Annotated in this window: 12 protein-coding genes; 10 read left to right on the forward strand and 2 right to left on the reverse strand. The window is 71.3% G+C overall.

The features are described from left to right. Positions 1-422 precede the first annotated feature (422 nt). From AB0D31_RS13650 to AB0D31_RS13665, 4 genes are all read left to right on the forward strand, one after another. Positions 423-1784: an aspartate aminotransferase family protein gene (locus AB0D31_RS13650; protein ID WP_362721424.1), complete on the forward strand. Its 1362-nt coding sequence runs from the start codon at positions 423-425 to the stop codon at positions 1782-1784. Positions 1785-1917: 133 nt separating this feature from the next. Then, positions 1918-2589: a GntR family transcriptional regulator gene (locus AB0D31_RS13655; RefSeq protein ID WP_362721427.1), complete on the forward strand. Its 672-nt coding sequence runs from the start codon at positions 1918-1920 to the stop codon at positions 2587-2589. Next, positions 2586-5012, forward strand: coding sequence for a dolichyl-phosphate beta-glucosyltransferase (locus AB0D31_RS13660; protein ID WP_362721428.1), 2427 nt, complete (start codon positions 2586-2588; stop codon positions 5010-5012). Before AB0D31_RS13655 ends, AB0D31_RS13660 begins: the two co-directional genes overlap by 4 nt. 170 nt (positions 5013-5182) lie before the next feature. Next, the gene (locus AB0D31_RS13665) at positions 5183-5833 is read left to right on the forward strand and encodes a hypothetical protein (protein WP_362721430.1); all 651 of its coding nucleotides are present in this window, start codon (positions 5183-5185) and stop codon (positions 5831-5833) included. 259 nt (positions 5834-6092) lie between these two features. Here AB0D31_RS13665 and AB0D31_RS13670 read toward each other — a convergent pair whose 3' ends face one another. After that, a complete protein-coding gene (locus AB0D31_RS13670) occupies positions 6093-6833 on the reverse strand; it encodes an SLATT domain-containing protein (protein WP_362721433.1) in 741 nt (246 codons plus the stop codon). A gap of 441 nt (positions 6834-7274) precedes the next feature. On the opposite strand from AB0D31_RS13670, the gene AB0D31_RS13675 reads away from it, so the two are divergent. The 3 genes from AB0D31_RS13675 to AB0D31_RS13685 all read left to right on the forward strand — a co-directional run bounded on the left by AB0D31_RS13675 (position 7275) and on the right by AB0D31_RS13685 (position 9061). Then, the gene (locus AB0D31_RS13675) at positions 7275-7610 is read left to right on the forward strand and encodes a YbaB/EbfC family nucleoid-associated protein (protein ID WP_362721436.1); all 336 of its coding nucleotides are present in this window, start codon (positions 7275-7277) and stop codon (positions 7608-7610) included. Between the two features lie 114 nt (positions 7611-7724). Next, positions 7725-8324 carry a recombination mediator RecR gene (gene recR / locus AB0D31_RS13680; RefSeq protein ID WP_267058805.1) on the forward strand — a complete coding sequence of 200 codons (600 nt, stop codon included), beginning with the start codon at positions 7725-7727 and terminating at the stop codon, positions 8322-8324. A 77-nt stretch (positions 8325-8401) separates the two neighbouring features. Beyond that, entirely contained in the window at positions 8402-9061 is a 660-nt protein-coding gene (locus AB0D31_RS13685; protein ID WP_267058804.1) for a DUF5063 domain-containing protein, read from the forward strand. A gap of 78 nt (positions 9062-9139) precedes the next feature. Here AB0D31_RS13685 and AB0D31_RS13690 read toward each other — a convergent pair whose 3' ends face one another. Beyond that, the gene (locus AB0D31_RS13690) at positions 9140-9979 is read right to left on the reverse strand and encodes a helix-turn-helix transcriptional regulator (RefSeq protein ID WP_362721440.1); all 840 of its coding nucleotides are present in this window, start codon (positions 9977-9979) and stop codon (positions 9140-9142) included. Positions 9980-10246: 267 nt separating this feature from the next. Here AB0D31_RS13690 and AB0D31_RS13695 point away from each other — a divergent pair, with 267 nt between their 5' ends. The 3 genes from AB0D31_RS13695 to AB0D31_RS13705 all read left to right on the forward strand — a co-directional run bounded on the left by AB0D31_RS13695 (position 10247) and on the right by AB0D31_RS13705 (position 13440). Next, positions 10247-10792, forward strand: a complete 546-nt coding sequence (locus AB0D31_RS13695) for a ricin-type beta-trefoil lectin domain protein (protein WP_362721443.1) — start codon at positions 10247-10249, stop codon at positions 10790-10792. A gap of 312 nt (positions 10793-11104) precedes the next feature. Beyond that, entirely contained in the window at positions 11105-12385 is a 1281-nt protein-coding gene (locus tag AB0D31_RS13700; RefSeq protein WP_267058803.1) for an aspartate kinase, read from the forward strand. Then, a complete protein-coding gene (locus AB0D31_RS13705) occupies positions 12382-13440 on the forward strand; it encodes an aspartate-semialdehyde dehydrogenase (protein WP_362721446.1) in 1059 nt (352 codons plus the stop codon). Before AB0D31_RS13700 ends, AB0D31_RS13705 begins: the two co-directional genes overlap by 4 nt. Positions 13441-13525: the final 85 nt, after the last annotated feature.

Raw genomic sequence — 13525 nt, forward strand, 5'->3', positions numbered from 1 at the left:
CCCCGCGCCCCTGTAGGGCACCCGGAGTCGACCGGTCGCGCCCGCCGCGGCGGAGCCGCGCACGTGTCACAGCCCCGCGCCCCTGTAGGGCACCCGGAGTCGACCGGTCGCGCCCGCCGCGGCGGAGCCGCGCACGTGTCACAGCCCCGCGCCCCTGTAGGGCACCCCGAGTCGACCGGTCGCGCCCGCCGCGGCGGAGCCGCGCACGTGTCACAGCCCCGCGCCCCCGTAGGGCACCCGGGGCGAGTGACGGCAGGACACCGCGTACCGGCGGGCGGTAGGCACCCGGTGCCGAAGTGGTGTCAGGACGCATCCAGCATCGCGTGGGAGGCCTGGGGGCGCGACGGAATGCCGAGGAGGGGCGGGGCTGGTGGACAGGATGGCCATGGTCGGCTCCACCTGGGCGTACTTACTCTGGACCCATGACCCCTCAAGGCACCCCCGATCCGACGGCCGGCGCGGCAGTAAAGGCCGCCGACCGCGCGCACGTGTTCCACTCCTGGTCCGCCCAGGGCCTGATCGACCCGCTCGCCGTGGCCGGCGCGGAGGGGTCCTATTTCTGGGATTACGAGGGCAACCGCTACCTCGACTTCACCAGCGGGCTCGTCTTCACCAACATCGGGTACCAGCACCCGAAGGTCGTCGCCGCGATCCAGGAGCAGGCCGCGACGATGACGACGTTCGCGCCCGCGTTCGCGGTCGAGGCGCGCTCGGAGGCGGCCCGGCTGATCGCCTCGCACACCCCGGGGGACCTCGACAAGATCTTCTTCACCAACGGGGGCGCCGAGGCCGTCGAGCACGCCATCCGCATGGCCCGGCTGCACACCGGGCGCCACAAGGTGCTGAGCGCGTACCGCTCGTACCACGGGGGGACCCACACCGCGATCAACCTGACGGGCGACCCGCGCCGGTGGGCGTCGGACAGCGGCTCGGCCGGGGTCGCCCGGTTCTGGGCGCCGTTCCTCTATCGTTCGCCCTTCCACGCCACCACCGAGGCGGAGGAGTGCGAGCGCGCCCTCAAGCACCTTGAGGACACCATCGTCTTCGAGGGTCAGGGCACCGTCGCCGCGATCATCCTGGAGTCCGTGCCGGGCACCGCCGGCATCATGGCGCCGCCGCCCGGCTACCTGCCCGGCGTGCGCGCGCTCTGTGACAAGTACGGGATCGTGCTCGTCCTGGACGAGGTCATGGCCGGGTTCGGCAGGACCGGTAAGTGGTTCGCCTGCGAGCACTACGACGTCGTGCCCGACCTGCTGACCTTCGCCAAGGGCGTCAGCTCCGGGTACGTGCCGCTCGGCGGCGTCGCCATCAGCGCCGAGATCGCCGCGACCTTCGAGCACCGGCCCTTCCCCGGCGGCCTCACCTACTCCGGGCACCCGCTCGCCTGCGCCGCCGCCGTCGCCACCATCAAGGTGATGGAGGAGGAGCGGATCGTCGAGCAGGCCGCCCACATCGGCGCGACCGTCCTTGAGCCGGGGCTGCGTGAGATCGCCGAGCGGCACCCTTCCGTCGGCGAGGTGCGCGGTACCGGTGTGTTCTGGGCGCTGGAGCTGGTGCGCAGCAAGGAGACGCGCGAGCCCCTCGTGCCGTACAACGCGAGCGGCGCGGAGAACGCGCCGATGGCCGCGTTCGGCGCCGCCTGCAAGAAGAACGGCCTGTGGCCCTTCATCAACATGAACCGCACCCACGTCGTGCCGCCCTGCAACGTCACCGAGGCGGAGGCCAAGGAGGGCCTCGCCGTCCTCGACGAGGCGCTGACCGTGGCGGACCAGCACACCGTCTGACGCCGGCCGACGCGTCGGGCCGCCGCACCGGGCTCGACGCGTCCGGCCTGGTCAGGGTGGAAACGTACGCTCTCCTTTGTTCGGTTTCCGGGCACCCCATAGGGTGGCCGGAGCCGGAGAAGGGGAGCGAACCATGCCCGCGAGCGGAGCGGTCACCCGCAACACCCTTCGACAACAGATCGCGGACGCGCTCCGTGACGAGGTGCTCGCGGGGCGTATGTGCCCCGGCGAGGAATTCACGGTCAAGCAGATTGCCGAGCAGTACGGCGTCTCGGCCACGCCCGTGCGCGAGGCGCTCGTCGACCTCTGCGCGCAGGGCCTGCTCGACTCCGACCAGCACCGCGGCTTCCGCGTACGGGTGTTCACCGTCGAGGACTACAAAGGCATCGTCGAGGCGCGCGCCCTGGTCGTCGACGGGATATTCCGGCGGGCCGCGGTCCCCGGCTCCCTCGACGCGTACGGGCCGGCCCTCGTGTCGGTGCGGCGGCGCGGCGAGGAGGCGGCGCGGGCCGCGCGGTGCGGCGACCTGAACATCCTGGTCGGCTACGACCTGCGGTTCTGGCGCGAGCTGTGCGCACTGGCCGGCAACACCTACATCTCCGACTTCCTGCACCGGCTGCGCATGCAGAGCTGGGTGTTCGCCGTGCCCCATCTGCGCGGACACGGCGACTTCGGCGAGTCGCTGTGGACCGGCCACGGCGAAGTCGTCGCCGCGCTGGGCCGGGGCGACTTCGAGGCGGCGCGGGTGCTGATCGCCGCGTACAACGACGCATCCCTGACGTGGGCGGAGCGGCTTCCCCGGTGACGACGAACCCCCCGGCCGGAGCGGTCGAACTGAGCGTCGTCGTCCCCGCCTACAACGAGGAGCAGCGCCTCGCGCCGACCCTCGACGCGATCCGCGCCCACCTCGGCGACAGCTGTGTCTGGGAGCTGATCGTCGTCGACGACGGGTCGGGTGACGAGACCGTACGGGTGGCGAGGGAAGCCGCCGCCCGCGATGCCCGTATCCATGTCGTCGTCAGCGAGAGCAACCGCGGCAAGGGGCACGCCCTGCGGCTCGGGGTGCTCGCCTCCTACGGGCGGCGCGTCCTGGTCACGGACGCCGATCTCGCCACGCCCATCGAGGAGTTGGACCGCCTCGACAAGGCGATGACCGAAGGCGACACGGCCGCGGCGATCGGCTCGCGCGCTCACCCCGACGCACGCATAGAGGTCCACCAGAGCCGGCTGCGCGAACACCTCGGGCGGATGGGCAACCGGCTCATACGGGCCGTCGCGGTGCCCGGCATCCGCGACACCCAGTGCGGCTTCAAGCTGTTCGACGGCGAGAAGGCGCGCGCCGCGTTCGCCGACGCCCGCCTCGACGGCTGGGGCATCGACGTCGAGATCCTCCAGTTCTTCCGCCGCCGCGGCTGGCCGGTCGCCGAGGTCCCGGTGCGCTGGTCGCACCAGGAGGGCTCCAAGGTGGGCGCGGCCGACTACGGCAAGGTGCTGTGGGAGCTGGCCCGGCTCAAGGCGCGCGCGGTGCGCCGCGTCGACCTGGTGCTCGGCGCCCTGTTCCTGCTGTCGTCGGTGCTGCTCTACAAGAACCTGTGGCACGGCCTCGGGCGGAGCTACCTCACCGACTCGATGCAGGACCAGAACCAGTGGGAGTGGTTCTTCGCGGTCACCGCGGACAACGTGGCCCATCTGCGCGACCCGCTGTTCACCACCGTCCAGAACTTCCCCGACGGTGTGAACCTCATGGGCAACACCCCGATGCTGGGCCTGTCCGTGCCGCTCGCGCCGGTCACGCTGGCGTTCGGGCCGAGCCTGACGTGGGCGCTCGTCCTCACCCTGGGGACATCGGCGACCGCGTACGCCTGGTACTGGCTCTTCGCGCGCCGCGTGACCGAGAACCGGTGGGCGGCGGGGCTCGGCGGGGCGCTCGCCGCGTTCGCGCCGCCGATGGTCTCGCACGGCACCGCGCACCCGAACTTCTGCGTCCTGTTCATGCTGCCGCTGATCATCGACCGGGCGCTGCGGCTGTGCGAGGGCCGCGACGTGCGCCGGAACGGCATCGTCCTCGGCCTGTTCACGGTCTACCAGATCTTCCTCGGCGAGGAGGTACTGCTCCTCGCCACGCTCGGCATGGCCCTGTTCGCCCTGGCGTACGCGCTGGCCCGCCGCGATGTCGCGCGGGCCGCGCTCCGGCCGCTGGCCACGGGGGCGGCGTACGCGCTCGGGGTCTGCCTGGTGCTGCTCGCCTACCCGCTGTACCGGCAGTTCGCCGGCGCGCAGAGCTACCACAGCGTGCTGCACGGCGACAGCGCGGGCAATTCGCCGCTCGCGCTCGTCGACTTCGCGGGACGCTCGCTCTTCGGCGACGAGGCCACCGCCGACAAGCTGGCCCTCAACCGCACCGAGCAGAACGCGTTCTACGGCTGGCCGCTGGTGGCGCTCGCCTTCGCGCTCCTCGTACGGCTGTGGCGGCGGCCCCTGGTCAAGGCGCTGGCCTTCACCGGGGTGGCCGCCGCGGTGCTCTCGCTCGGGCAGAAGATCCGTATCCCGTACACGGACGTGGTGTTCGCCGGGCCGTGGAAGCTCCTCGCCCACCAGCCGCTCTTCGAGTCGGTGATCGAAGGCCGGGTCGCGATGATCTGCGCGCCGGTGCTCGGCGTGCTCGTCGCGCTCGGCGCGGGGCGGCTCGCGCACAGCCCGGTCCGCCTGAACAAGGCGGTCGGGTTCACGGCGATCACCCTGGCGCTGCTCCCGATCGTGCCGACGTCGTACCCGACCAACGCGCGCCCCGAAGTGCCCGAGTTCATCGCGTCGGGCATGTGGAAGAAGTACGTCGGGCCCGGGGAGTCCCTGGTTCCGGTGCCGCTGCCCGACCCGGGGTCGGCGGAGGCGCTGCACTGGCAGGCGGAGACGGGCCTCGGCTTCTCGGTGCCGGGCGGCTACTTCAACGGGCCCTGGGGGCCGGACCGGATCGGCATCTACGGGGCCTCACCGCGCTGGACGTCGAACCTGTTCGGCGACGTCCGCTCCGGCAAGCCGATCCCCGACATCGGCACGGACTGGCAGAACCAGGCCCGGGCGGACCTGGCGTACTGGCGGGCCGGCGTCCTCGTTCTGGAGCCGCAGCCACGGGCGCCCGAGCTGTACGAGACGGTGTCGCGGCTGCTCGGCCGGCCCGGCGTCAAGGTGGGCGGCGTGTGGATCTGGGACGTGTCGCCGGGGCGCTGACGCCCGCGGCTCCGAGTAACGGACGGGCTGGTGGGTAAACCTCTGCGACCGGGGCGCGCGGGGGGAACCGGTCACCCGCCGCCGGGAGTTGACGGGCGCTCTTCGCGGGGCGTGCCCGGCGCACTACGCTGTCCCGACCATCGCACGAACGAGTTGAGAGCGAGCCCGTCTTGGCCTGTGACCTGTGGCTGGTCCCCCTCGTCGACGTGCTGTGCCACAGCCCCGACAATCCGTTCGCGGAGGAGATCGCCTCGTACGACAAGGCGCTCGGCGAGGCCGGGCTTCCGGCCGTGCCGGTCTTCGCGTACATGCCGGGGCTCTCCGGCGACGTGGCTCCGGTGGCCGGGTTCGACTACGACGCGCTGCACTTCCTGCGGCGGGCCTACCTGCTCCAGCTGTGCGGGCTCGCGGTGACGCCGGTCGACGAGCTCGGCGGGGACTACGAGCAGCTCCTGGAGATGTTCGAGGCGACGGCTCAGCAGTCGCATCTGGTGTGGCACTACGACCACGCGGGGGCGTATGTGCCGGTCGACTTCGCGGTGCCGCTGTCCAACGAGGAGCTCCTTGCGGGGGGCGGGCCGCTCGGCTCCGCGCAGGGGTTGTTGCGGGAGCTCCAGTTCGTGGGGCCCGCGATCGGGATAGATCCGGCCAACCCGCCGGCGCCGCCGGAGCCGCCCGCTCGGCCGACCTCTTTGGAGGAGCCGGCCGGGCCCATCCCGTACGACGAGAGTCCGTTCGCGCGTGAGCGGCATGTCTGGCTCGGGCTCCATGCGGCCGCCACGCGCAGTCTGGCCCAGGGCTCAATGATCATCTTCAGCTGACCCTGCGGCTCGGGCATGCTGCCAAGGTCGGCCCACCCAGGGGCGCGGGGAACTGCGCGAGACGCGGGCACGGTCCGCAGGCGAAGGCGGGGTTGCTGGGGCTCCGCCCCAGACCCCGTTTCGGGCCTGAACGGCCCTCGTCCTCAATCGCCGGACGGGCTGAGGTGGCCCGCGTGGGCCGGGGCGGGGCAGCCGGACGGGCTGAGGTGGCCCGCACTGGGCGTGCTGCCGAGGCCGGCGCACCTGGGAACCGCATGGGTCAGCGGGGGCCCTCTGGGGGGCGTTGGCGGGGCATGTTGGGGCGGGTGGCCGGGGGGAGGGGGAAGCGGCCGGGGCCGGGGGCGCCGTCCATGCGCGGGGCCGCGGGGCTCAGGGTCTGCATGACCAGCGGCGCGGGCCCCGAGCGGAACTCCACCATCCAGTCCGCCGTCTCCGACCGCACCAGCTCCGTCACGTCCTCGGTGAACCGGCGCAGGACGCAGAGGCAGCGTTCGGCCGCCTCGCTCGCCGTGCCGTCCGTGGGTCCGAGTACCTCGCGCACGCTCTCCGAGGCCCAGTCGAACTGGAGGGTCTGAAGCCGGCGCTGCACGGCCTGCGCCGTGGCGACGTCCCGCATCCAGCCCGAGGTGAGCCCGAAGAAGCGGTCGCAGGCCAGGCAGGCCGCGCCGAGCAGCAAGCAGAGATAGCCCCAGCCCGCCGCGCCGGCGAGCGCCCGCGTCAGGTCGAGCAGCGGCAGGACGGCCCCCGCGATCGCCCCGGCCGCCGTACCGCACCGCAGGACACGCGCGCCGCGGCGCTTCCACAGCCGGTCGGCGAGGTACCAGTCCGCGGTGCGCAGGGCGCCCGTCTCGACCCACTGGTACAGCTCGTAGAGGCGTTCGGCGGGCTCGCCCCAGTCGCCGAGCGGGAACGGCCGCCCGGTCAGATCGCCCGTCGGCGCGCCCTCGTCCCCCCGGGCCTGGCCCGGGGCCCCCTCGGGCTGCATGTCAGGCTGGCTCACCCGCCGCTCCCTCCGCACTGCTGGCTGGCATCCGGACCACGTGGACGTACGCAGTCCCCAGTGACCGGTGACGCGGTGACCGGCGACGCCGTGACCGGTGACGCGGCGACTGGTTACGTAGTGATCGGTGACGCGGTGACTGGTTCGTAGTGATCGGTTACGTAGTGACGTAGTACAGGACGTAGTAAAGACGTGCCCACCCCGGTGACACTCGCGGTGCGTGTGCGCCGCTTGACGCGTAGTGATGCGTCCGACCGCCATTCCTACCGCCGAATGGAGGGCCCAGGGGGCGGTATCCAGGTATTTCCGCCCGGAAGTAGCCCTTGATCAGGTATAGGAACACGCACCGCATCACTCGAAAGAGTTGCGGAGCAGCGCGCCGGTCGACCACGTAGGCTCGGAGTGCCCGTCGAACCGTCCTAGCGAAACCCGGAGTGAACCGTGATCCCTGGTGGTGGCCAGCCCAACATGCAGCAGCTTCTCCAGCAGGCCCAGAAGATGCAGCAGGACCTCGCCGTGGCCCAGGAAGAGCTCGCGGCGACCGAGGTCGACGGCCAGGCCGGCGGCGGCCTCGTCAAGGCGACCGTGACCGGCTCGGGCGAGCTGCGTTCCCTCGCGATCGACCCGAAGGCGGTCGATCCGGAGGACACCGAGACCCTCGCCGACCTCATCGTGGCAGCCGTGCAGGCCGCCAACGAGAACGCGCAGCAGCTCCAGCAGCAGAAGCTGGGCCCGCTGACGCAGGGCCTCGGCGGCATGCCCGGCCTGCCCTTCTAGGGCCGGTCCCCCCGCGCGCGCCCGGTCGCGCGGAGCCAACCGTGCGCCCGCCCTACTGAGGCGGACGAAGAGCAACTACCGTAGGCATCAGAGCAACCCACGAGAGGCGTTCCGTTGTACGAAGGCGTGGTTCAGGACCTCATCGACGAGTTGGGCAGGCTGCCCGGCGTCGGTCCCAAGAGCGCGCAGCGGATCGCCTTCCACATCCTCCAGGCGGAGCCGACCGACGTGCGCCGCCTCGCGCACGCCCTGCTCGAAGTCAAGGACAAGGTCCGCTTCTGCGCGGTGTGCGGCAACGTGGCGCAGGAGGAGCGGTGCAACATCTGCCGCGACCAGCGGCGCGACCTGAGCGTCATCTGTGTCGTGGAGGAGCCCAAGGACGTGGTGGCGATCGAGCGGACGCGTGAGTTCCGCGGCCGCTACCACGTGCTCGGCGGTGCCATCAGCCCGATCGAGGGCGTCGGCCCGGACGACCTGCGCATCCGCGAGCTGCTCGCCCGCCTCGCGGACGGCACGGTCACCGAGCTGATCCTGGCCACCGATCCGAACCTGGAGGGCGAGGCGACGGCGACGTACCTCGCCCGCATGATCAAGCCCATGGGGCTCAAGGTCACCCGGCTCGCCAGCGGCCTGCCGGTGGGCGGCGACCTCGAATACGCCGACGAGGTCACCCTCGGCCGGGCCTTCGAAGGAAGGCGGCTGCTCGATGTATGACGCACCCGCGCAGGACGCCCACGGGCAGGACGCCCACGGGCAGGACGCCCACGCGGGCCACGAGGAAGGTCAACTCGATGTCTGACGCAACGCTGCACGCGACCACACAGGACCCGGACTCCTTCGCGGTCCAGATCGCCGACCAGGTCGAGTCCTTCATCGTCGCGGTCACCGAGGTGGCCAAGGGCGACGAACCCGACAGCGCGGTGCCGTTCCTGCTCCTTGAGGTCTCCCAGCTCCTGCTGGCCGGCGGCCGGCTCGGCGCGCACGAGGACATCGTCCCCGACGAGCGCTACGAGCCCGACCTCGGCCCGGAGGCCGACGCCGACGAGTTGCGCGAGCGCTTCGCCCGCCTCCTCGAACCCATCGACGTGTACTCCGAGGTCTTCGACCCGTACGAGCCGCGCAAGGCGCCGGTGCCGTGCCGGATCTCCGACGATCTCGCCGACGTCGTCACCGACCTGCGCCACGGCTTGGCCCACTACCGCGCGGGCCGCACCTCCGAGGCGCTGTGGTGGTGGCAGTTCTCGTACTTCTCCAACTGGGGCTCGACGGCCTCCGCCGCGCTGCGCGCCCTCCAGTCGCTCGTCGCCCACGTCCGCCTCAACCAGCCGCTCGAAGAGCTGGACGGCCTGGACACCGACGAGGAGCTGACGGAGGACGCCCTGGAGGAGGCGGCCGGCCGTGTGATGGCCCAGGAGCTGGCAGGTCCGCTCGGCCTGGGTGACGTCAAGTAGCCCTCGGTCCAATCGAGGTGGCCCTCGTTCCAAGGAAGCCCGCGCCCGGTCCGGGCGCGGAACGCACGCCCGGCCCCGTCAAGTCGGCGCCCATACAGGGGAGTTGGCGCGGCCCTGAGTGGACCAGTTCATCGGGACGGCGGTCGGCAGCTGGGTCGGGGTCAGGCCCGTCGCCGCCTTGAAGACGTGGTTGTAGTGGGCCTGGTCGTGGAAGCCGCAGCGCTCGGCGACCAGGCCCGGCGGCAGCCCGCTGTCCCGCAGCCGCAGCGCCGCCCGGAACCGCAGAATGCGGGCGATCGCCCCGGGTGAGCGCCCCACCTGTTCGCGAAAGCGCCGCTCCAGGTGGCGCACGCTGCAATGCGTGGTGGCGGCGAGATCCCGCACGGTGGTCCTGCCGCGCCGCAGCTCCAGCTCGCGCCACGCCCAGTCGACCTCGGGAGCCGTGCGCGGACCGCCGTCGAGCAGCCGGCCGAGCTGCTCGTCCAGGAGCCGGCACTGCTCCGGCCAGCCGGGCGCCGCCTCCAGCCGTTCCGGAAGGTGGCGCAGGGCGTACGGCAGCAGATGTGCGGGGTCCAGATGCGGTACGTCCCACTCGTGCATCGCCACCCCGAACAGCCGGTGGGCGCCCATCGGCGTCAGCCGCACCGCGACACCCCGCACAGCGCCCTGGTGGTGCCCCAACAGGGCGGTGGTGAACGGGAGATCGGCCCGCGAGCGGCAGCTCACCGTACGGGCCGGCTCGACCAGGCCCACGATGTGTACGGGCGCGTCGAACCCGAAGACGACGGTGCTCGCCGGGTCGGGGAAGAGCAGTCTGCGCTGCGGGCTGTGCGGCGGGTAGTGGTAGCCGAAGTAGCCCAGCACGTGCGGCCGCAGGCGTGGGCCGGGTGGTCTGAAGCGGAGTGGCGGTGCGCCCATGCGGGAACCCCTTCACGAACCTTCCTGTGGTTGTCCGGACGCGCAGATGCTCCTCGCGGCCCCGGCCGGCCCGCAACGGACTCGCGCGCCAATTACGGCAGTTGGTGACCGGATCGGGCCTCGTACGGCAAAGGACCCGTTAGCTCCGGATCGTGTCGCCTCCGTACAAAGACGGGGGCGGCCGGGCGGGGCAGGGTGGGTGACCGCCGCACCGGAACGGTTTCCGGTGGCGGCCTCGTGCGTCCGCCCTCCCGACAGGAGACGACCATGAACCTCTCCCGGCACATCCCGTACCGCGCGGCCCGGATCGCCGGGGCGCTCGGCGCCGCCGCGGCCCTTGCCTTAGTGGGCACCGGCACCGCGTCGGCCGCCCCGCCCGCCCCCGCCCCGCCGGCCAACTCCGTCAAGCTGCTCCCGGGCAGCGCCCAGGCCGTGCGCGCCCTGGACTCCGGCGCGCTGCGCAACCTCAACACCGGCCGCTGCGTCGACGACAGCGGCGCGTACGGCCTGCGGGCCTTCGGCTGCAACGGCATGAACTACCAGTACTGGGGCCTGTACGGACAGTCCAACGGCAACTGGGTCCTGAAGAACGGCAACACCGGCCGCTGTATCGACGACAGCGGCGCGTACGGCCTGCGGTCCTTCGGGTGCAACGGCATGAACTACCAGCGCTGGGCGCTCTACTACAACGGCAACGGCACGCTGACCTTCAAGAACGAGAACACCGGCCGCTGTATCGACGACAGCGGTGCCTACGGTCTGCGGTCCTTCGGCTGCAACGGCATGAACTACCAGCAGTTCGTGGGCCAATAACCCGTACGGGGCCAGTAACCCATACGGACGAGAACGCCACAGAGGGGCCCGGGGCAGCGTCCCCGGGCCCCTTCTCCCTGCGGGCTACGATCGGCTCGCCGAGCCCGGCGGTGCGGGGCCGCCCCCTGTGAGCCCGGACACATGCCGCGTATCCGGCGGGCGCACGGGCAGGCAGACCCGTGCGAGCGGTGCCGGTGCACGCCCGGTGTCATGGAGTGAGCGGGACATCTCACGAAGTGATACGGGGCGGGCGAATCCGGCCCGCTCGTTAAACTGAGCCGACCGCAGTAATGAAATGAGCGAGGAGCGCACGTGGGCCTTGTCGTGCAGAAGTACGGAGGCTCCTCCGTTGCCGATGCCGAGGGCATCAAGCGCGTCGCCAAGCGGATCGTGGAAGCCAAGAAGAACGGCCACCAGGTGGTCGTCGTGGTTTCCGCGATGGGCGACACGACGGATGAGTTGATCGAGCTCGCGGAGCAGGTGTCACCCATGCCTGCCGGGCGGGAATTCGACATGCTGCTGACCGCCGGAGAGCGGATCTCCATGGCCCTGCTTGCCATGGCGATCAAAAGCATGGGCCACAAGGCCCAGTCCTTCACGGGCAGCCAGGCCGGTGTCATCACCGACTCGGTCCACAACAAGGCGCGGATCATCGACGTCACCCCGGGCCGCATCCGGACCTCGATCGACGAGGGCAACATCGCCATCGTCGCCGGGTTCCAGGGTGTCAGCCAGGAGGGGAAGAACATCACCACGCTCGGCCGTGGTGGTTCGGACACGACGGCCGTCGCGCTGGCCGCCGCCCTCGACGCCGAGGTCTGTGAGATCTACACGGACGTCGACGGCGTCTTCACCGCGGACCCCCGCGTCGTGAAGAAGGCGAAGAAGATCGACTGGATCTCCTTCGAGGACATGCTGGAGCTGGCCGCGTCCGGCTCCAAGGTGCTCCTGCACCGGTGCGTCGAGTACGCCCGCCGGTACAACATCCCGATCCACGTGCGGTCGTCCTTCAGCGGACTTCAGGGCACCTGGGTCAGCAATGAACCACGTTCCAAGTCGGAGGGTCAGCAGGTGGAGCACGCCATCATCTCCGGAGTCGCCCACGACGTCTCCGAGGCGAAGGTCACGGTCGTCGGGGTGCCCGACAAGCCGGGCGAGGCCGCGGCGATCTTCCGCACGATCGCCAACGCGGAGATCAACATCGACATGGTGGTGCAGAACGTCTCCGCCGCGTCGACGGGGCTCACCGACATCTCGTTCACGCTCCCCAAGGCGGAGGGCCGCAAGGCCATCGACGCCCTGGAGCGGTCCAAGCCCGCCATCGGCTTCGAGTCGCTGCGCTACGACGACCAGATCGCCAAGATCTCGCTCGTCGGCGCCGGCATGAAGACCAACCCGGGCGTCACGGCCGGCTTCTTCGAGGCCCTGTCGGACGCGGGCGTGAACATCGAGCTCATCTCGACCTCCGAGATCCGCATCTCGGTCGTCACCCGCGCCGACGACGTCAACAACGCGGTGCGCGCCGTGCACTCGGCCTTCGGCCTAGACTCCGACAGCGACGAGGCCGTCGTCTACGGGGGCACCGGGCGATGACCCACAGGCCGGCGCTCACGGTCGTCGGAGCGACCGGGGGCGCCGGTGCGGTGATGCTCCAGATCCTGTCCCAGCATGCCGATGTCTGGGGCGAGGTCCGGCTTGTCGCGTCCGCACGCTCGGCCGGCCGTACCCTGCTCGTCCGCGGGCAGGAGTGCGAGGTCCTCGCGCTGAGCGAGGAGGCCCTCGACGGGGCCGACATCGTCCTGTTCCTGGTCCCCGCCGACGTGGCCGCCCAGTGGGCGCCGGTCGCGGCCGCCAAGGGCGCGGTGGTGGTGGACAGTTCGGCCGCCTTCCGGATGGACCCGGACGTGCCGCTGGTGGTGCCCGAGCTCAATCCGCACGCCGTACGGATGCGGCCGCGCGGAATCGTCGCGAGCCCGCACGCCACCACCCTCGCCATGAGCGTGGCGGTGGGCGCGCTGCACGCCGAGTTCTGTCTGAGCGAGCTGGTCGTCTCCACGTACCAGGCCGTCAGCGGTGAGGGGAAGGCCGGTGTCGAGGCGCTGCGCCGGCAGATCTCCCTGGTCGCCGGTACCGGCCTCGGCACGAGCCCCGGCGATGTGCGCCGGGCCGTCGGTGACGACCTCGGCCCGTTCCCGGCGCCGCTCGCCCTCAACGTGGTGCCCTGGACCGGTGAACTCGCCGATGACGGCTGGTCGTCGCAGGAGCTGGGCATCCGCGCCGAGCTGCGCAAACTGCTCGACCTGCCGCGCCTTCCGGTCGCCGCCACCTGTGTGCGGGTCCCGGTGGTGACCACGCACTCCGCGTCCGTGCACGCCCGCTTCGAGAACGAGGTGGACGTGGCCCGCGCCCACGAGATCCTGGCGACCGCGCCCGGTGTGGTGCTCTTCGACAACCCCGCCGTCGGCGAGTTCCCGACCCCCGCCGACGTGGTGGGCACCGACCCCACCTGGGTCGGCCGGGTCCGCAGCTCGCCGGACGATCCGCACGTACTGGAACTTTTCGTCTGCGGCGACAACCTCCGCAAGGGCACGTCTTTGAACGTGGCCCACATCGCCGAACTGGTGGCCCGCGAATTCACCGGGCGTTGATCCCCACGCGTTTGTAGGATCTGTGAACGCTCTGTGAGCAAGTCGCTGGTCTGTACCACTTGAACTGCCCCAACGCCTTGTTACA

This window comes from Streptomyces sp. NPDC048361 (assembly GCF_040651795.1).
GTDB lineage: Bacteria > Actinomycetota > Actinomycetes > Streptomycetales > Streptomycetaceae > Streptomyces.